General features: G+C 43.6%; 13 protein-coding genes and 1 pseudogene. 6 read left to right on the top strand and 8 right to left on the bottom strand.

All coding sequences use genetic code 11. The annotated features are described in order from the left end of the window. Nucleotides 1-40: 40 nt before the first annotated feature. Nucleotides 41-2,206 carry a glycoside hydrolase family 3 N-terminal domain-containing protein gene (locus tag ACFGVS_RS06795; protein ID WP_439697991.1) on the top strand — a complete coding sequence of 722 codons (2,166 nt, stop codon included), beginning with the start codon at nt 41-43 and terminating at the stop codon, nt 2,204-2,206. 154 nt (nt 2,207-2,360) lie between these two features. Here the strand turns inward: ACFGVS_RS06795 and ACFGVS_RS06800 are convergent, their stop codons facing one another. The 3 genes from ACFGVS_RS06800 to ACFGVS_RS06810 form a co-directional block, all read right to left on the bottom strand. Next, entirely contained in the window at nt 2,361-5,351 is a 2,991-nt protein-coding gene (locus ACFGVS_RS06800; protein WP_439697992.1) for a glycoside hydrolase domain-containing protein, read from the bottom strand. 262 nt (nt 5,352-5,613) lie between these two features. Continuing rightward, nucleotides 5,614-6,966 carry a Gfo/Idh/MocA family protein gene (locus ACFGVS_RS06805; protein WP_274213051.1) on the bottom strand — a complete coding sequence of 451 codons (1,353 nt, stop codon included), beginning with the start codon at nt 6,964-6,966 and terminating at the stop codon, nt 5,614-5,616. A 187-nt stretch (nt 6,967-7,153) separates the two neighbouring features. Continuing rightward, the gene (locus ACFGVS_RS06810) at nt 7,154-8,464 is read right to left on the bottom strand and encodes a DUF3472 domain-containing protein (RefSeq protein WP_439697993.1); all 1,311 of its coding nucleotides are present in this window, start codon (nt 8,462-8,464) and stop codon (nt 7,154-7,156) included. Nucleotides 8,465-8,679: 215 nt separating this feature from the next. Here ACFGVS_RS06810 and ACFGVS_RS06815 point away from each other — a divergent pair, with 215 nt between their 5' ends. Then, nucleotides 8,680-9,708: a LacI family DNA-binding transcriptional regulator gene (locus ACFGVS_RS06815; RefSeq protein WP_090647787.1), complete on the top strand. Its 1,029-nt coding sequence runs from the start codon at nt 8,680-8,682 to the stop codon at nt 9,706-9,708. A 420-nt stretch (nt 9,709-10,128) separates the two neighbouring features. On the opposite strand, the gene ACFGVS_RS06820 is transcribed toward ACFGVS_RS06815, so the two are convergent. From ACFGVS_RS06820 to ACFGVS_RS06835, 4 genes are all read right to left on the bottom strand, one after another. Next, nucleotides 10,129-11,667, bottom strand: a complete 1,539-nt coding sequence (locus tag ACFGVS_RS06820) for a beta-N-acetylhexosaminidase (protein WP_439697994.1) — start codon at nt 11,665-11,667, stop codon at nt 10,129-10,131. A 61-nt stretch (nt 11,668-11,728) separates the two neighbouring features. Further along, entirely contained in the window at nt 11,729-12,484 is a 756-nt protein-coding gene (locus ACFGVS_RS06825) for a glucosamine-6-phosphate deaminase (RefSeq protein WP_439697995.1), read from the bottom strand. A gap of 85 nt (nt 12,485-12,569) precedes the next feature. After that, nucleotides 12,570-14,864: a GH92 family glycosyl hydrolase gene (locus ACFGVS_RS06830; RefSeq protein WP_439697996.1), complete on the bottom strand. Its 2,295-nt coding sequence runs from the start codon at nt 14,862-14,864 to the stop codon at nt 12,570-12,572. 231 nt (nt 14,865-15,095) lie between these two features. Next, nucleotides 15,096-16,157, bottom strand: coding sequence for a proline iminopeptidase-family hydrolase (locus tag ACFGVS_RS06835; protein ID WP_439697997.1), 1,062 nt, complete (start codon nt 16,155-16,157; stop codon nt 15,096-15,098). Between the two features lie 221 nt (nt 16,158-16,378). Here ACFGVS_RS06835 and ACFGVS_RS06840 point away from each other — a divergent pair, with 221 nt between their 5' ends. From ACFGVS_RS06840 to ACFGVS_RS06850, 3 genes and pseudogenes are all read left to right on the top strand, one after another. Continuing rightward, nucleotides 16,379-16,861, top strand: a complete 483-nt coding sequence (locus ACFGVS_RS06840) for a VOC family protein (RefSeq protein WP_274213044.1) — start codon at nt 16,379-16,381, stop codon at nt 16,859-16,861. A 148-nt stretch (nt 16,862-17,009) separates the two neighbouring features. Beyond that, nucleotides 17,010-18,888 (top strand): annotated as a pseudogene (locus ACFGVS_RS06845) (CocE/NonD family hydrolase). A 460-nt stretch (nt 18,889-19,348) separates the two neighbouring features. Beyond that, nucleotides 19,349-20,143, top strand: a complete 795-nt coding sequence (locus ACFGVS_RS06850; RefSeq protein WP_439697998.1) for an SDR family NAD(P)-dependent oxidoreductase — start codon at nt 19,349-19,351, stop codon at nt 20,141-20,143. Between the two features lie 100 nt (nt 20,144-20,243). Here ACFGVS_RS06850 and ACFGVS_RS06855 read toward each other — a convergent pair whose 3' ends face one another. Further along, the gene (locus ACFGVS_RS06855) at nt 20,244-20,444 is read right to left on the bottom strand and encodes a hypothetical protein (RefSeq protein ID WP_439697999.1); all 201 of its coding nucleotides are present in this window, start codon (nt 20,442-20,444) and stop codon (nt 20,244-20,246) included. Between the two features lie 179 nt (nt 20,445-20,623). Here ACFGVS_RS06855 and ACFGVS_RS06860 point away from each other — a divergent pair, with 179 nt between their 5' ends. Next, a complete protein-coding gene (locus ACFGVS_RS06860) occupies nt 20,624-21,100 on the top strand; it encodes a DUF4442 domain-containing protein (protein WP_439698000.1) in 477 nt (158 codons plus the stop codon). The last annotated feature ends 7 nt before the right edge of the window (nt 21,101-21,107 follow it).

Below are 21,107 nucleotides of genomic sequence, written 5' to 3' on the forward strand. Positions count from 1 at the left end.
AAATATCTGCCTTCGAATGAAATATATTACACATATCATCATGAAAAAAAGCGCCGCCTGTTTATCAGGTTGCGCATTAATACTATCATCTTTATCTGCTATCGCGCAAAGTACGCCTGTTTATAAAGATGCTTCGCAATCGATTGATACCAGAATAAAGGATTTGATATCTAAATTGACATTAGAAGAAAAAGTATCCTTATTGGGCTACAGGAGCAAAGCTGTACCCCGTTTAAACATCCCCGCTTACAACTGGTGGAACGAAGGCCTACACGGCGTGGCACGCGCCGGCGATGCCACCATATTTCCGCAGGCCATTGGCATGGCGGCAACGTTTAATGAAAAACTGGTTGATTCCGTGGCCGATGCGATCTCGACCGAGGCAAGGGCCAAATACAACTTATCCACATCATTAGGGCGCCGTTTGCAGTATATGGGCCTCACCTTTTGGACACCCAACATCAACATCTTTCGCGATCCACGATGGGGACGCGGGCAGGAAACCTACGGCGAAGACCCGTTTTTGACCGCGCACATAGGATCGGCATTTGTACACGGGATGCAGGGCAAAGACAGCCGTTACCTGAAGGCGGCAGCTACCGCCAAACATTTTGCAGCGCATAGCGGCCCCGAAGCTACCCGCGATTCTTTTGATGCTATTGTTGATGAAAAAGACATGCGCGAAACGTACCTGTATGCATTCCACGCATTGGTAAACTCTGGTGTAGAATCTGTGATGACAGCTTATAACAGTATCAACGGCGTACCAAACTCTGTAAATAAAAACCTGGTAACAGATATTTTAAGGAACGAATGGGGCTTTAAAGGGCATGTAGTTACAGATTGCGGTGCACTTGACGATGTTTTTTTAGCTCACAAAACCATCCCGACAGCTGTTGAAACGGCGGCCGCGGGTATAAAGGCCGGAATCGACCTGGACTGCTCCTCGGTTTTCCAGGGCGACCTGGTGAAGGCTGTACAGCAAAAGCTGTTAACAGAAAAAGAAGTTGATGTAGCACTATCCCGTATCTTAAAAACCCAGTTCAAATTAGGCTTTTTTGACGATGGCGGTGCGGCTCCATTTAAAAATTACGGTGCCGATAGCATCCACAACGATGCTCATATTGCGCTTGCCCGTAAGGTTGCGCAACAAAGTATGGTATTGCTAAAAAACGATAACAATATACTCCCGTTTAAACAAGGCCAATACACCAGCTTTATGGTGTTAGGCCCCAATGCGGCCGCATTAGATGCGATGGTTGGCAGTTATCATGGTGTGAGCAGCAAAGTAGTAAACTTTGTAGAAGGTATTACCGGCAATGTGGATAAGGGCACCCGTGTAGAATATGACCTGGGCTGCGATTATCGCGACACTACCCATTTTGGCGGTATCTGGGGTGCAGGCAATGCCGATGTAACCATCGCCGTAATAGGTTTATCACCTGTATTGGAGGGTGAAGCCGGGGATGCCTTCCTGGCCGAATCCGGAGGCGATAAAAAGAGCCTGAGTTTGCCTGCAAGCGAAATAGCCTTTATGCGAGAATTGCGTAAGGGTGTAAAGAAACCTATCATTGCTGTAATAACTGCCGGCAGCGATGTGGATGTAGCCGCCATAGCATCATATGCCGACGCCATCATATATGCCTGGTATCCCGGTGAGCAAGGCGGAAACGCTTTGGCAGACATTGTTTTTGGGAAGATAAGCCCGTCGGGGCACCTGCCGCTTACGTTTTATAATTCGGTTAAGGATTTACCGGAATATACCAGCTATAGTATGAAAGGCCGTACCTACCGTTACTTTGGGGGCGCTGTACAATACCCATTCGGGTTTGGCCTAAGCTATACTTCGTTTAGTTACGAGGCCGCTTCCGCACCGGCCAAACAATATGCGGCCAAAGATACCATCAGTATTACTATTAAAGTTAAAAACACGGGCAATATGGACGCCGATGAAGTTGTACAAGCTTATATTAAATATCCAAATTTAGACAGGATGCCAATTAAAGAGCTGAAAGGCTTTAAACGAGTAAGCGTTGGCAAAGGAAACGGGCAACTGGTAACCATAAAAGTTCCGGTTAAGGAGTTGCAAAAATGGGATTTGCAAAAGCACGGCTGGAAACTTTATCCGGGGGATTATAAGGTAATCCTGGGCAGTAACTCGGCAGATGAAAAGCTAAGTGCCAGCTTTAGGATAACTGGTAAATAGAGGAAGTAGCCGGTAATAACTAAGATATATGAGATTTACTCTATTCTTACTTACAACGTTAGAATAAACATCCACTCGTACTTCCTTAATAGTAACGATTGCCACCGGTATACATTTGCTACCAGTGGCAATCGTTGTTTTTTATCGGCCTGTTTTACCTGATAATCAGCAACCAGCCCTTTCCTTTTTCAACCGGAATCCTATCATCCAAACCAAACGTTTTAGCAGGCTGAAAACTTTTAATCTCCGGCGCTGTGATGGTTGCTTTTGCAGGATCGATTCCCAGTTTCTTCCAATCGATGATTAGTTTAAAATCAGTATCACTTTCTTCCCAACTGGCTATAGATACCATTGCCGCACCTGCTTTTTTGTAAACGGTTGCCAGGACTTTGGCTTTATCGGTTTTTACCGGGTTATCATCAACCCAGTAACCAATCATTTTGGTGCCCTTCATACCAAAGTTATCCCAGGCTTTCCATATCGGCCTCGGATCGGCGCCATCGCTCCAGGGCATGCGGTTGGTCATGCCGTAAACCATACCACGCCATTTATTACCGCCGCCTTGTAGCATTTCGCCCATTAGGCCAAACGGAATACCGCTCACTTCGGTCAGGAAAAAATCAGGGGCGTTCTTTTCGTAATCAAAGTATTCGCCAAACCACAGGCGGTTCAGGTATGGAAAATGCTCCATGTACAGGTTGGCGCTGTTATTAAAACCATCACTTTTGTTGTATTGATTGGCCGAGTGAAGATCAATTATACCAGGGTGCCCGTCTTTTGTAAGTACACGTTTAACACGTTTCATGGTTACACGGTCAAAGGCCACATCATCTAAATAAATACCATCGATGCCTACGTTTTGGGTAAGCCAGTTCATGCCTTCTACATAGTAGTTATGCCAGCGGTTCATACCGCTGTTGATAATTGCCGCATCCTTAATTTCGGGTACAAACCAGGCGGCAATGTAATCGTCGCCAAGGTGTTCCTGCAGCCAGCTGAAGCCGCCGCCTCTGCCGGGCGAATAAATTTCGTGCCCAAGGCTGCGGAGCGCGAAAGTTTCATAAGCGTGGTTTGACAGTTCGCGTATGGTGTTGTAAATTTTTACTTTTAATCCTGCCGAATGAGCCGAATCATCATAGGCCTTCATTTTATGCCAGGCGATAAAAGGGTAGTTGATAGTTGGATTGATAGCCGTAGCATGGTGAATATTTATTAAAGTTGCACCAGCCGCCTTAATGGTATCAATAGGTTTGTAAGCATGATAAAACCTGGTGGCCCACTGAAAATCGGTATTAATGGTATGAAACGGCGTAATAAGTAAGGTAAAGTTGTAGTACAACTCCTCTCCTTTTTTCAAATTGCGCTCGCCACTATAGTTGTTTACCAGCACCGCTTTACCATCAAAGGCAATTTTGATACCGCCTTTATTATCATTGCCCCATGACGATGGCAGGATCAATGGTTTTTGGAGATAAAAATTGGTATTAAGCGGACGAACGTATTTTTCATCGCGCAGTGAATATTGCAAACCACCGTTTACGTTGCCAACCCAGGCGCCGTCCTGGTTTTTATGCGCCACATCCCATTTCCACTCAAAATTTTCGGGACGATAGCCACCCTTTTGGCCAAGGCCCATCATGTATTTGGCAAAGTCCTTTTTAAGGGGGATATGCATATTTATCTCCTTTAAACTTACATCCTGCAAGGCCTTCACCTTTACTGTATAGGCCATAAAGCCGTCAAACTCCAAGGATGCGGATACATCCATTTGCAAACTATCATTGGCGCTTACCGCCGTCCACTGTACCGTACCGGCTTCTTTTTTACCAAATTGCACGCCCTGGCTTTTCAGGTTTATCTTTTTACCGGCGGCATTTATAAAATGGAAGTGAATGCCCTCGGTGAGTAAGTTATTAGGTGTGGTGGCATATTCCGTCATTTCGGGTGTAAAGTAAGTTTGTACCTGTTTAGGGAAACCATCTTTATTTACCTCCACTTTTCTGCCCAGCAGGCTAATGGTATTGCCATCTACTGTTAATGGCGTATACGGTGCAATTACTGTATTTTCCTGCGCCATGGTAGAGTTTAGCCAGCCCAGGCGGGTCATTTTATAAGGCTCATTTACACCGCCATCTTTTAATATTTTACTATTTACTTTTATGGATATAATAATCGTTTTAGCAGCTTTATCATCGGCCAGGATAGTAGCTTTACCTGTATAAATTGATGGCAAAGCCGAAACGGGCACGTTGACACCGCACCATAAAGCCTGGATATCGCCCTGTGCAATATTTATCGTTTTGGTTAACGGTTTAGCATCATAAGTGGTACCGCCTGTATTAATACAAAACAACGCAGATGCGGGGATGGTTTTGCCAGCCGGCGAAGTAAGGTTACTAAATGTAACCTTTACATTTTCGATGTTTTGCAACGCGTAAACACCCAACTGAAAGGCAAAGTTTTCGCCACGGGCAACTACGCCTGTATATTTGTTTTGCGGCCCAAGTTCTATCCATCGTTGTGGCAAATCTTTGGTCATACGGATAGTGTTTAACCTGTCTTCCGGAAAAACCAGGAAGTCTTCTTTTTTATTTTTGTCGATCAAAGCGTCAGTCTCTGCTTTGGTGGCGATCACTTCCATCGGATAAAAGCTATCGAAAGCATCTATGGATTGAAACGCCTTAACCGTAGCGCCAATGAAAACATCCCTCGTAGACAGTTTTTTCATCCAATCTTCAGATGCTGTTTTTTCGGGTTTTAAATATACGCCCTTGGGATAATTGGAACGCCCTTCGTTTTTGTAAGGCATATAATAAATGTAGTAAGTACCCGCTCCAGAGGTTGGTTCAAAATAAACCTTCCCTTTTTCCCGGGTTATATCACTCATTTCTACATTGGTGATCTTTATATTTGTCTTCGCATCAACAACAATTATGCGTTTATCCTGCGGGTTGGCGTCGCGTCGTCTCCACGGGATATCGGCAATGGCTATTCCCGAGGATGGGCCGGTATAACTTAACACCACCCGGTGATTTCCTAACGAATCGGGCAGCCAGCATTTTTCGCAATTTGTATAGGGTATTTTTTGTGCCGAAGAAGTAAAACTACTTAACAGGAAAATAATGGCAGCAAATTGTTTTTTCATTTTAGTTAGAACTTATAATTTCTGAATACCGGCTTTGGGTAAATTTTATTTCGTGCAATCACTAATACGCAAAGCAAGCTATCAAAAATTAAAATCTATTATAAGGATGTTATAACTTTTGGAAACTAAAAAAGGTAAAATTATTGATACCATGCCCGCCACACCCACCTTAATCCACTTTAGCAACTCAAAGCACCCTAATTGCCAGGTTGTGCACTTGACAATTAGGGTGCTTAAATAAACCGGCGACATCATCACATATCTAAAATCCGCTATCGTCCAGGGCAAAACTGTTTTTCCTATCTTTCCATTTACCTTTTGTAAAATCAGGAAAGACCACGCTTGCATTGCCTTCTTTAAGGGATTTGGTTGATAATGGCGTAATAACACTCATGGTAACTGAATCATAAACATCAATAGGCGTTTGGCGTTTATTTTTTACCGATTCGATAAAGGCGTTAAATACAAACCAATCCATCCCGCCGTGACCGGCGCCTTCGGCCATTTTTTCGTATTTTTTCCACAACGGGTGATCGTATTTATCAAACCATTGTTGTGCCGGATCCCAGGAATCATCCTCTTTCGATTTATGGTCGATATAAACACTTTTGTTTACATCCATCCACAACCCCTTTGTGCCCTGTACGCGGAAGCCCAATGAATACGGGCGTGGCAAATGCGTATCGTGGCTCAGCAATACCGTTTCGCCGTTGGCGCAATTGATCATGGTGGTAGTTACGTCGCCATTTTTATAATTTATCTTAGCGTTGGGATGGCCCGGCGACAATTCTTCTATATAAGCCCCCAAACCGCGTGCTTTTGAGCTAAAAGATACCAGGTTGGTAAACCGGTTACCCGCGTTGATATTGGCGTAATGCATACAAGGGCCTGCACCATGGGTTGGATAGATGTCGCCATCCACATCTATATTAAACTGGGTACGCCATTGGGCTTCGCTTAAGGCTTTGGCACCATATTCCACGCCTCTGTTACCGTAGCTCCCTTTACCATCGTTAAACAATACCGGCCTTAAATTGTGCTGATAACCGCCTTCCAAATGGATAATCTCGCCAAAAAGGTCCTGGCGTGCCATATTTAGCGCAGCCATTACATCCCGCCGGTAACAAACATTCTCCAATGTCATATAGGGCATTCCTGTTTTTTCGGAGGTATGTACAATATCCCAGTGTTCATCTACCGTTAAGCCGGCAATAACTTCACAACCCACATACTTGCCGGCCTTCATGGCATCAATAGCCTGCGGATGGTGAAACTGCCATGGTGTGGCTATGATGACTGCATCAATATCCTTACGGTCTAAAAGTTTTTTGTAGGCATCCAGGCCACCTGTGTATTCCGTCACCGGGGCATGACCTTTTTTGGCTATGTATTCGCGGCAAATTTTCAGCGAATGCTCCTGGGTATCGCAAATAGCTACTACTTCTACATCATCGCGCAGCAAACCTTCGGCAATGTGGCTCATGCCGCGGGCCCCAACACCAATGTAACCCAGCCTTACTTTGGCTGGTGCAGACGCAAACAAACTACCAGACGGCAATATGCTGAAGCCGGCTGCGGCAATAGCGCCGGTTTTTATAAATTCTCTTCTTTCCATTTTATAAGTTATATATCAGTTTTATTTAATAGGTAATGCGTGTTGAGAGTCAAGAGTCAAGAATCAAGATAAGCTCAAAAAAGTCAATATATATCGTTTATTGAAAAGTTTCGTCTTTGAAGCAAATCCGCAATCCGCCTTTTTTTTCTTGATTCTTGATTCTTGACTCTTTCCCACGCTTGATTTTTTACTTAACTGGTAATTTATTAATGTCAATAAGCGGTTTTACACCTGCCGCTGCCCTGGCTAATGGCGTGTTCAGTTTCACGAAACCGTCAAAAAAACCGCCGTTTTGCAGGTAAAATTTATCTCCTTCGACGCCGCCTGCATAATCTTTCCGGTAGTTGGCTTTGGCGGTAGCATCGCCGGTGTATACAGCCCCGGTAAGTTGCTGCCAGTTATTTTCACTATCGCCTATCCATTGGTTTGTAAACAGGGCTTTGCGGGTTTTATCGCCGTTTTCGGGCTCAAAATTCTCTACAAAAGAATAGAGGCTGGTTAGGTAAGTTGCTTTTTGCGGCCGGTTAAAGCTGGCCACCAGGAACCATTTGCCGGCGGCAACGTCTTCAAAATAAGCCGTAAAAGTTGTTGAATTTTTAGCAGGATCAGGTTCGGCGCTTAACAAAAAGGCGTAGGCTTTCCCGGCTTCCCAGGGATAGTGCATATAACTTTGCCCACCCGATCCTTCGTTGCCAAATTCGCCAATGTGTACGCCCGCGCCACCTTTTACCAATTTAATGCGCATGCTATCGGGAATGCTTTTGGGGTCTTCGGTATTAAACGGGCTCCATACAGAAAACAACACCCGGCGTTCGGCAGCCGAATTTACCTGCATGCCAAAATATCCCTGGCCAAATCCATCTGCCATAAAATATGATCCGACAACGTCCTGCCCCCTGGGAACAATTATCTGGTTGTAAAACCATCTCACTTTTGGTTTTTTATCATCGGGAACTGTAAACCTAAGGTGCACCGATGGTCCCCTCCTGCCGAAGTGGAACGAACTGCCTGGTTTTACATAAGCTATATCGGCATCGGGCTGTTTGGTTTGGATGATGAGGTCGCTTACATCAGCATACACTGCGCCTGTTTTACTCATACCCTTCAGTTCAATTTTAACATGACCGGCATGCTTTAAATGAATCGTTCCCATCTCAATGGTATCAAAAGCCCGGTTGCTTACCTTTTTAAATATATAATTTTCGCCTTCTTTTATCCGGATCTTACTTTCGCCGTTTGGCACCCGTAGCCGCAACGATATTTTAATATCCTGCGCAACCGAAACCCTGAAATAGATGTTCGCGGTTGATTTAGGGCCTTTCCAATTCACCAGGCCTTCATCAGTAATGGTATCGGGCGCGTTTACCCAGGCATTGCCACCTAAGGGAATTACCTGCCTTATATTGAGCACATCGGGGTTTGCAACCTGCGCCAGCGAAACAGCGGCTATAAAAGAACCAATTAAAAAGACAAGGCAGCTTACTGTAGTTTTTTTCATATTATGTTATCGGCAAACACCAACTGGTATCCTTTTATAAATGTGCCGGCTTCTTAATAAACATTTTGTTTTGCTGAAATTAGTGATTAAGCATGTGAAAATAAATTACACAAACCCAAAAACGGCACGCAAACGTTTGCAGTACTTTGCAAACCGGCATTAATTTGATAATAATCTGCTAACTTTAATTTTATTTCAAGTACACCAAAAGGATAATGCAATCAAAGCCGACTACTATAAAAGAGATAGCCCGACAACTTGGTATCTCGGTATCTACAGTTTCAAGGGCCTTGCATGATCATCCCAGCATCGGACTCAGTACCAGGGTAAAAGTTAAGAAACTGGCCGGCGAACTAAACTACGAGCCAAATCAAACTGCCATTTTTTTACAGAAGGGGAAAACCCGCACCATTGGTGTTATTTTGCCCGAACTTTCTGAAGCATTTTTTTCATCGGCCATTAGCGCCATTGAAGATACCGCCTATAAAAAGAACTATACGGTATTGCTTGCACAATCACATGACGATGAGCAGAAAGAAAAAGAACTGGTAGAGAAAATGAAAAATCACCGTGTAGATGGGCTGCTGGTATCGGTAGGCAAAAACACTTCTTCTTTTCAGCATTTTGAAAACCTTAAAAAATATAACATCCCTATAGTTTATTTTGATAGAATTCCCAACATTGCCAACATCCATTACGTGGCCTGTAATATGGAAATTGGTACTATAGCAGCAGTTAGTTTCCTGTTAAAAAAAGGTCACCGTGCCATAGGCATGATCAATGGCCCCCAAACTATGGTAGCCACCGGCGAACGAAAAGAAGGTTACATTAAGGCAATGACCAAAAACCGGCTAAAATTTGATCCTTCGCTTATTGTATCCTGCGATTTAACGGAAGAGGGCACAAAAAAAGCTTTCGACGAGCTGTTGGCCAACAAAAGAAAACCCACAGCCGTTGTTACGTTTAACGACTATGTAGCCTTATTTGCTATTAAACACGCACGAAAGCTCGGCATCAGGATAAATAAAGATATTGAATTTGTAAGCTACGCCAATTTACCGTTGATCAATTATATGGAAAACATCCCGACAGCCTCGGTTGAGCAATTCCCCTACCTGCAGGGGCAAAAAGCTGCTGATATCCTGATGGACTTGCTCCATCACCAGGATAAGGGCAGTAATGAGCAAAGCGCCTATTATAAAATCATTATAGAATCGCAGCTGATCGAGAATAAGAATAAATAAAAAGCGGTCAAACGTTTGCGTGCCGGTTTCATCAGGCCTGTTAAGTGTATTTCAGCTGAAAGCTGAAACCATGTTTAACCACGAGGTGAAACCTCGCGGTAGCAAGAATTTAGTTGATGGAATGATATTTTATGATGTGAAGTATCTCAAAAAAAACAATTATCCCAACGAATACGGATAATGCGTAAATACCAAATCTCCATATTTTTTGAGCATTCGTTTTATCTATAAACTTCTTTTTGTTTATTAGATAGATAATAGATGCACATATTAAAACGAATGCTAAAATCATGATATCAAAGGTTTAGAATAAAAACAGTTGTTAATTGGCTTAAATATATCAATAAGTTGGATTTTAATCTCCCGATCTCATTATATCTCCAGGTGAAACCCCGCGGCAGCAAGAGTAGCTTTATTAAATTATTTAGCCCCTGCCAACCTATCAAATAACCCTATTACTTTCATATTACGCAGTTCGTTTTCCGCCTGGATGGCCGATGGGTTTAGGAAATCTTTATTCAATTGTTCAAACCTGTCATCCAGATTTTTTGATGTAGCCAACAGTTGCTTTAACGCAGCAATTACTGCAGTCTTTTGCGCATTATCAAACGACGCCTCATTCACCCGCTTTTCAATAGCCTGGTAAGTGAGGTAATATACCCTGACATCGGCCATTAATTTAAAGTGCTCAAATTCCTGCTGGTTTTTCGTTGGCTTTAGGGCGTACAGCTTTTGCCGGGCAATGGTGCAGCTATCCAGCAATTGCTGAACCGATAGCGGCGTGGGCGATTTTACCTCGCCCTGTTGTATTTCATTGGGCGCTGTTTTAAGTGCTTCCCAAAATGAAATGGCCCCGGCCCTATCAAACCCGAACTGGTTTTGACCGTAGCTGTACACAAAGTTGGTGATATTTAAAGGCTGGTTACTTTTAACTGCTTCGAAATAGGCGGCTATAGACATATTAAACCCCGATAAGGGGTACACGTGCCTGATGGCATACAACTCGGCCATGTCCGATTCGGATTCAAACACCGCCGAGTATTGTCCCGATGTTGACCACGACGTCATGATCATCCCTTTATAGCCCAATTTGCTTGCAGCCGGTATAAAATTGCTGATATTTTTCAGGTGCTTTTCCCAAAGGGTAAGGTTATAGTTATCCGGACTCGACCGGATTGCCGGCGATCCCCAGATTTCGAAGCCGCTTTCCATCAACTTTTGGTGGTTGCCAAAATAGCTCATATCCCAGCCATAGTTCCAATCTACAAAAACGGTTTCTTTGGGCAGCGATTTAATGGCCTCAGGATATTTTAGCGCGATATCGGCCCAAAGTACCGGGCGTTTGCCCAGTTTTATCACGATTTCGCAAAGCATTTTAATGTAATCAGTATATAGTTTGGATTTACCTTCCTTTTCGGCTTTGGCCTTACATTTGGCATCGTGCCCCAGCAGGTAGGTTTCATCGCCGCCGATGTGGATATATTTAGAGGTATGTGTGGCGGCAAGTTCGGTATACAAATCAGTAAACAGGGCTTTATCCCCATCCGTTTCCAAGGGGCACACCTGCGATACATCTTTTTGATCTTCGCGCAGGTTTTTATAACGCTGGTGCCGTAAAATGTATTCCACATGGCCAAAACTTTGTTGTAAGGGAATAACATCGATACCCAGGCTGTCGCAGTAGCGGATAAAGCTTTTAATTTCCTGCTTGCTGTAAGCGTAGCGATTGGGTATCAAGGGATGTTTTTCGAATGGATAAGTACCCTCCCACTCCATCACCAGCGTGTTCATCCCGCTTTGGCTTAGTTTTAATGCAAAAGCTTTAAGCGCCGGCATGGTCATTACCTGGATGCGCAGGTCGAGATGGAACCCGCGAACCGCAAAAGGTGATTTTGCTTGCTGCGCAATAACGGCGTTTAAACTAATTAATAGTAATAAAGCGAGTAATAATTTTTTCATGGAATCGCAATCTTAGCGGGTGCTGCTTTCGTTTCCCCAATTTACTTTTTTAACGGGATGCTTAAATATACGTTCCGCTTTTATCATCAACAAATAATATAGCATCCGGGTGTGTCCGCAATATTGTTGAAGGGTATTTTTCTGATATTGCTGCATTTAAAGTATGTTTAACCGCATCTGCCTTTTTTTCGCCGGGCACAATGGCAAAAGCAAAAGGCGTGTTTACCAATGCGGGGATAGTGAGCGTTAAGGCATGGGTGGGTACATCTTCTATCCTGGCAAAACAGCCATCATTTACCTGTTGCACACGGCAGGCATTGTCCAGATCGACAATTTTAACCAACAGGGGATCATTAAAATCGGCCACATGCGGATCGTTGAAAGCAAGGTGCGTGTTTTCGCCGATGCCCAGGCAAACAACATCCGGTGGGAATTGGTTTAGCAAGTCTGCATAGCGCAGGCACTCCTGCTCCGCATCCTCAGCGTTGCCATTGAGATAATGTACCGCCTTAAAAGGCGCTTTGCAAAACAGTCGTTCTTTTAAAAAATTGCCAAAACCCTGCGGCGCGTCCGCATCCAGGTTAAGGTATTCATCCATGTGAAAAGCCCTGATCCTCGTCCAATCTATATCCCGTTTCAGCAATTCATCCAAAAACTCATTTTGTGACGGGGCCGCCGCGAAAATGATATTAACGAATTGCTTTGCTTTTAGCAGTTCATTGATTTTTTCGGCTACCGCATTTGCAGCCGCTATGCCCATCAGGTGCCGACTGCCCGACGCTTCAACCTTCAATTGATCTTTTATAAATTCTTTCATCAACCGTGACTTATCTAAATTCTTCTCTGATATTCTGTACAGACCATGCTATAGAAAAAAAATCTGCTCATCTGAAATCTGCATATCAATCTTTTTGCGGCACACTCGTCATTTTAAATTCCAATGTGCCGCCATGGCTTATCTGCTCATGCGATATCATGTGGTTTTTAATGGGCTGACCATCAAAAGTAACTGCCTTCACATATTTATTTTGTGCCGATAAGTCGGTGGCTTTAATAACCAGCTTATTGCCATTTTGCAGGCTTAGGGCAATATAAGGGAATTGCGGCGCGCCAATACTGTACATACCCGATGCAGGTGTTACCGGGTAAAAACCCATGGTGCTAAAAATATACCATGCCGATGTTTGGCCGCAATCATCGTTACCGTTGATGCCTACAGGGGCGTTGCGGTAATTTTGCCAGCCTACGTTTTGCCTTACCAGTTCCTGGGTTTTCCAGGGCATACCGCAATAGTTAAACAGGTATATGTAGTGGTGCCCGGGCTCATTATCGGCCCTGTAGTGGCCATCGGTAAAATTATGGGATAGTTTATCGGCAAAAGTTTTTTCACCGCCCATAAGGGCTATCATGCCCGGCACGTCCTGCATGGCGCCAAAGGTATAAGTCCACTTGGTACCTTCGGTAAAGCCGCTATCCGGCTTGGCCGACCATTGTCCGTTGGCGTTGCGCGGCGCCATGAATCCTGTAGCACTGTTATATACGTTTTTATAGTTCTGGCTCCAGGCCATCAGCTGTTTATAGTCATCATCCTTGCCCAATGCTTTGGCTACCTGGGCCACACAGTAATCGTCGATGCCATACTCAATTGTCCGGGAAACCGACTCACGGGTTTTATCAACAGGAACATAGCCCAGTTTATGGTAGTTGGTAAGGCCGCCGCGGGCTTCAAAGCTCGTCCACAAATCGCGGTCGCCCCATTTTTTTTGCGTATCACCGTCGGGCGCTGTAAAAGCATCTTTATGCATGGCTTCGTAAGCCAGTTTGGTGCTATATCCCCGGAACCCTTTTACATAAGCATCGGCTACCACCGCATCGGCATGGGTGCTTATCATAATATTGGTATAGGTTGGGTTTGGCCACATGGGCATCCAGCCGCCCTCCTGGTACATTTGTAATAAGGATTTCACCATACCATTTACCCGCTCGGGCTGAGTCAGCGTTAACAAAGGGTGCAAAGCCCGGAAAGTATCCCAAAGTGAATAATCGTTATAAGAAATTCCACTATGTACTTTATCGTCAAACGCGCTGTAATACCGGCCATACTCCGAAAATTGCCTTGGAAACAACAGGGTATGGTAAAGGGCAGTATAAAATATAGTCTTTTGCTCATTAGTGATACTATTTACCTGTATCACTTTTAGTTGCTGCTGCCAGTTATCGCGGGTATCCTTTACCACTTTCTCGAAATCCCAATCCGGAATTTCTTTTTTAAGATTGTGGCGGGCCTGGTCAATACTGATAAATGAGGTGGCCACGGCTACTTTGATCTGGGTATTGGTTATTGTTTTAAAAGAAATAAATGCGCCCATGCGGGTGCCGAATTGTTCTTTACTGCCCTTTTTGATGACATTTTTATCCCAGGTACCGTATTTACGGATCTGTTTATCAAACCTGATGATAAAATAACCCTTGAAGTTTTTAAGTTCCGGCCCTATCTGGGCCGATTGCCTATCGGGATTGTAGCCTGTAATTTCATTATTGATGGTATCAACATGAACGTAGCCCTTTAGCTTTTTAAGTCTGGGGCCATAATCATTTGCCCAATCCTTAAGCTGCGGGTTAAGGTTTATACCCTGGATAATAAGATGAGCTTTATCTGCAGCCGGGAAAGTAAACCGGAACATGCCGCAGGTATTTGCGCCTGCTATTTCTGATTTGATGAAGGTTTTATTATCAGCCTTTAACTTAACCGAGTAGTAGTATGGCTTTGCTATCTCGTCCTTATGATTGTAGGTTAATTTGCGTTCGTTGGGCAATACACGCAAGTTACCAACCTGGGGCATAATAGATACATAACCATAGTCACCCATCCAAACAGTTGGCTGATGGGTGGCCAGCAGTCCTATAACGGTTTTATCTTCGTATTGGTAACACATACGGCCCATTTTGCTTTCGCCGGTTTGCGCAACAAAGTTGGTCATGGCGAAGGGCACATTTACGCAGGGCATAGTGCCACCACCATCAAGGCCTTTGGCAAAACCGGTAATGGCTGTACCTATTAGAGGGTTAACAAAGTCTACTTCGTCTTTCTGAGTTTTTTGGCTGGCTTGCTGTGCCTGGACTGTGGCGTTAAAACATGTGAGCAGAGCAAATAAACAGGCACTTATTTTTAATTTATGGTCAAATAAAAATCTCATTTTTCAATAGGTATGTAAATGTGTTTATAAATAGTGGTATGGCAAATGTCTTATTTTAAAACTATTCCCGATAGCGATAGCCGCGTTTTTTTGCTAAAACGTTTAACAGGGGGCTGTTAAATACCATATAATAACATAAAAAGCGGATGCCGGTTTGCATTCAATTACCTACAAAGCAAAACGCCCCGGCAGGTAAAGGCTCAGGGCGTTGTATTTTGAATTTGAAAGTGATTATAGTTTTATCTTCTTTTCGCCTGCATCCACCCCTTTTATAAATTTAACAAGGCCGGTCATGTAGGTTTGCTGGTCATCATACATGCTCATATGGCTTCCGTTGGGGCAATATAAATAACTGCCGTTTTGCACCAGCTGAGATACCTTTTCCATGTGCTTCGGGTCCATAGTATCATATTGACCGCCTATGCTTAGCGTTGGTACAGCTATTTTGGGCAAATCGGCCATCCTATCCCATTTAACCAGCTTACCTGCAACACCAAATTCGCTTGGGCCTTGCATGGTTACATATAATGACTGGTTCATTTTGGCAAATGAACGGTTAATCGGCTCAGGCCATTGGTCAAGCGGGATGCGGCAAATATGTTTAACATAAAAATTCGGCATCAACAAACCCATGTATTCCGGGTTTTCAAAGTCACCCTTAGCCTCAATGGCCCTTATCCGCGCCAAAATTTTAGGATCAAGTTGCTTTGCCAACACTTCATCGGCATACTTTCCATAAGCAGGCACGCTCATCATCATATTTGAAATGATAAGGCCTTTTAGGTTTTGCTGATATTTTTGCGCATACTCCATAGCCAGGATACCGCCCCACGAATGGCCAAGCAGGTAAAAATTGCTGCTATCCAGCTTTAAGGCCTGGCGTACCTGTTCTACCTCCTCAACATAACGGGGCAGGCTCCACATGGAGGTATCCTTAGGATTGTCGGAATTGCCGCAACCGAGCTGATCATAATAAATCAATTCAATGCCTTCGGCCGGCAAAAAACTCTCCATACACTCAAAGTATTCATGTGTGGCGCCGGGTCCGCCGTTAAGCAGCAGTAATTTAATTTTAGGGTTGTTGCCCAGTTTTTTTGTCCAAATGTGAAACTTTCCCTTGGGCGTATTGATAGTTACTACTTGAACGCCACCCGTTTTAACACCACTGCTGGTATCGCTAAAATAACTGCTTAAAGTAACATCGCCCGGCTGCGAAATTGGAGGTTGCTTACAGGCAAAAAAAAGCGCTGCGATAACTACCGGCGCTATCCATTTTATGAATCGTGTTATCATATGATGTTTAAGATGTTGGTGCTTTAAAGCTAATCAAAATTTCACAAGCCCCAAAAACAACCTAAAATTAAACAAAGGCGGTTTTGGGGCCAAATTTGCCTAAACTTAGCTATGCTTACTTTCATTATCACCCCCTAAAAATGTCATGATCAACCCGCATCAATAAAGCCTGTTTACAGCTACATTTGATCATTCAAATCAATTTAACAACCCGACTATTTATGGAAATCAGACAAAAAATCACCCCGTTTTTATGGTTCGACAATAATGCCGAAGAAGCCATCAACTTTTATATCGCTGTGTTCGAAGGATCAGCCGTTGGCGACCTTGCCCGGTATGGCGATGCAGCGCCCGGCAAAACAGGCAGACTAATGACAGGCACCTTCACATTGGCGGGCCAGCAATTTATGGCGCTTAACGGCGGCCCCATGTTTAAATTTAATGAAGCTATATCGCTATTTGTTGATTGCAAAGACCAGGAAGAAGTAGATTACTTTTGGGAAAAGCTATCCGAAGGGGGCGAAAAATCACGTTGCGGATGGCTGAAAGATAAATTTGGCCTATCATGGCAAATAGTACCCGACACACTGACCAAGGTACTATATGGCGCCGACCGTGAAGGCTCGGCAAGAGCGATGCAAGCCATGATGAAAATGGATAAGCTTATAGTTAAGGATCTGCAGGATGCGTACGATGGGAAGTAGCACCTCGAAATAATAACCGGTCAATTTGCAAACAGATTGGCCGGTTTTGCTGTGCATAATTTTCGGGCTCATTGTAACAATTAAGTTGGCAAACAGCCTAAACCTGGCTTTATTCATTAAATTGCAGTTTAAATTAACTGACTGACTTATGAAACAACTGCTACTCTGTTTAGGGCTTGCTTTATGCTGTTCGCTCGCGGGCGCACAAACAGCCCCGCCATCTGACGATGCCACCTACATCAAGGACAACTACAACAAGATGGAAAAGTACATTACCATGCGCGACGGTAAAAAACTTTTCACTTCCATTTACCTGCCTAAAGATCAATCAAAAAAGTACCCCATCATGATGACGCGTACACCCTATACCGTTGCCCCTTATGGGGAAAACGAATACAGGCGCACGCTTGGTCAAAATATGTTGTTTGCCAGGGCAGGGTATATTTTTGTTTACCAGGATGTGCGTGGCCGGTGGATGAGTGAAGGCGACTACGTAGATGTACGCCCTATATTAGATAAGAAAAAGAGCAAAACCGACATTGACGAAAGCACCGATACTTACGATACCATTGACTGGCTGGTAAAAAACCTGCCCAACAACAATGGCCGGGTTGGTATCGAAGGCATCTCCTACCCTGGCTTTTACTCCAGTGCCTCGTTGCCAAACGCGCACCCTGCACTAAAGGCTGTATCGCCACAGGCCCCGGTTACCGATTGGTTTATAGGCGACGATTTTCACCACAACGGAGCGTTTATGATGATGGATGCATTTAACTTTTATACTGGTTTTGGCATCCCCCGTCCCAAGCCTATTACGCCAAAAGAATTTAAAAGCAATATTAAACCAGTATTTAAGGATAACTACAAATTTTACCTGGAAATGGGTGCTTTGCCCAATTTCAAAAAGAAATACATGGGCGATTCTATCAAATTCTGGAACGATTTAATGTCGCATCCTAATTATGATGAGTTTTGGAAAGCAATGAACATCCGCCCGCATTTAGTCAACATTAAGCCGGCTACCATGACTGTCGGAGGCTTTTTTGACGCCGAAGATTGCTTTGGTGCCCTGCATGTGTATGATGCACTGGAAAAACAAAACCCGCAAAGCCATAAAAACATGCTGGTTATGGGCCCATGGTTCCACGGCGGATGGGAGAGCAAAGATGCAACGCTTTTTGTTGATCAGAATTTTGGGTCGAATACAGCCGAATGGTTCCGTGAAAATATTGAGCTTCCATTTTTTAACTACTATTTGAAAGATGAAGGCAAAATGGAATTACCCGAGGCCAGCATATTCATAACCGGCAGCAACCAGTGGAAAAAGTTTGAAACATGGCCGCCAAAAAACACTACCGAAAAAACACTTTACTTTCAGCCTAATGGCAAGCTATCATTCTGCTCCATCGGCAACTGATAGCTTTGACGAGTATGTGAGCGACCCGAATGCACCGGTGCCCTACCAGGACGGTATACAAAAAGGCCGTACACGCGAATACATGCTGGACGACCAACGTTTTGCTGGCCGCAGACCTGACGTTAAGGTTTACCAAACAGATACCCTTACCGAAGATATGACCCTAACAGGCCCTGTAATGGCCGATTTGTTTGCATCAACAACCGGTACCGATGCCGACTATGTGGTAAAGCTGATTGATGTTTTCCCTGATAATTACCCCAATGCAAACCCCAACCCTAAAAATGTTACCCTTGCCGGTTATCAGATGCTGATCCGGGGCGAAGTTTTTAGGGGCCGCTTCCGTAACTCGTTCGAAAAACCCGAAGCTTTTATACCGGGCAAAGTAACGGAAGTGAAATATGCGCTGCCGGATGTAGGCCACACTTTCAGGAAAGGCCACCGGATAATGATCCAGGTACAAAACTCCTGGTTCCCGTTGGTTGACCGTAATCCGCAAAAGTTTGTGGATATTTATCAGGCCACCGATATCGATTTTCAAAAAGCTACCCACCGCATTTACCACGATGCCCAAAATAAATCGTCGGTAACCGTTACTGTACTTGAATGATATAAATAAAGCATAAATAGTAAACAACGCCACAACAACGACGATATCGTACCTGAAATTTCCCTGGAAAAAGTACTCCCAGGTGCTTACCGGGGTTTTATCGTCAGGAACGAGATAATTGCCGTTGCGTTTATTATAGTACATGTAAGGTACAAGGATTGATGCCCCCCACAACGTGCCAAAGTGAGCAGCCAGTTGAAATTTTAAATATGCGGGGGCATTTTTTCTTTTACCTCAAGGTAAATGAACCAAACAGATACCTTATAATTTATGTGGTGAAACACCCCAAATTTGTGGTGAACGGACAACTGTATATAGCTTTGTTTAAAACAATCCATACTTAAGTCATAAACATATTCTTTTGTCAGGGTGGTTTAATCTTTGAGTTTAAAAGCTTGCGGTTCTATAAACATGTATTAATCTTGCATTGGTAATTCAAAAAACCACAAATACAAAGCATATGGATCTTCAACTTAAGGGCAAGGTTGCTTTGGTAACCGGCTCAACTGCCGGTATCGGCTATGCCATTGCCAAATCATTAGCCGGCGAAGGCGCCCAGGTATACATCAACGGCCGCAATCAACATAAAGTTGATGCGGTTGTTGACAAAATGATCAATGAAACCGGCAACAAAAACATTAAAGGCATCGCTGCCGACTTTTCGGATAAACAACAAATTCAAAACCTGTTGACTCAATTACCGGAGGTTGACATCCTGGTAAACAATGTAGGTATTTTTGAACCGAAAGAATTTTCGGCAATTACTGATGAAGACTGGTTTAAATTTCACGAAGTAAATGTGCTGAGCGGGGTGCGCTTATCACGGGCCTATTTTGATAAAATGATCGCCAAAAACTGGGGGCGTATCATTTTTATTTCGAGTGAGTCGGCACTACAAATTCCCGCCGAGATGATCCATTACGGAATGACCAAAACGGCGCAAATTGCAATAGCACGCGGATTGGCCGAAATGACCAAAGGTACTGCCGTTACGGTAAATTCGGTATTACCCGGCCCAACCTTGTCTGAAGGCGTTGGCGACTTTATCACCGCCTTAGCCAACGACCAGGGACTGACGGAAGCTGAAATCGAAAAGGAGTTTTTCACCAGCATGCGCGGCACATCCCTCATCAAACGTTTTATAACTCCCGATGAAATTGCCAGCCTGGTAACTTATGTGGCCAGTCCGCTTTCGGCGGCCACCAATGGCGCTACTTTAAGGGCCGACGGCGGGGTCATAAAAACTGCATTTTAACCACCCCTGATTTACCAAAAACGCAATAAATTTTACCATAAAAATTCCTGAATCTTCGTTGAAATATCTTGAAATTTTTATGGTAAAACTTAATGAATAATTACATCTTTTTAGAAGTATCTTTTTTGGTGGTGTCGGTTTTAGCGGTGTCAGTTGCTGCCGGCGCCGGAGTTGTTGTAGATGTTGAATCCATCTTTGTACTGTCGGCTCCTTTACTGGCGTCTTTAGTTGAACTACATCCTGTTGCAAGTGCGGTTACCATTGCCGCGACTAATGCGAAACTTAAAATTTGCTTTTTCATAGTTATTGATTTAATAGCGTGTGTCGTTTTGATGAACATATTTATTAACCCGACAAATCCTACATTGTTTAAACAAGTTTGCGTGTAAAATGAAATTTTTTGAAATAAATTGAAATTAAACTGTCAGTTTTTACTCCATTATTGAACTATTTTACCATAAAATCCAGATATTTAAAAATATGGTTGTATCCGAGAGCCTATTAAAGTGGGCATTGCGCATTTACCCTCCCCTCCTTTTTCAAAGAATTTGGGTTGTGCAATTTGATAAAGATTTTAAAGGCGTGGAAGTAAAAATCAAAAAGAGTTTTTTAAACAAAAACTATAATAACTCAATTTTTGGCGGTACCATTTTCGCTGCCGCCGATCCGTTTTATCCGCTGTTATTTCACCAGGTTTTTATCAAAAAAGGCTATCGCTTACGAGTATGGTCAAAATCATCTACTATACAGTATTTAAAGCCTGGTTCAACTGATTTACGTTTTAAAATCATCTTAGGTGACGCTGAAATCGCTGAGGCTGAGGACATATTAAAGAGTACCGGAAAATATACGGGGCACCACCCCATTGACATTTATAATAAAGATGGTGAAATATGTGTTTCATTAATGAATGAGGTTTATGTGCGGAATCTCGATTTTATCGATCAGAATTTATAATTTTAGC

The sequence above is a fragment of the Mucilaginibacter sediminis genome, assembly GCF_051903035.1.
In the GTDB taxonomy this organism is placed as follows: domain Bacteria; phylum Bacteroidota; class Bacteroidia; order Sphingobacteriales; family Sphingobacteriaceae; genus Mucilaginibacter.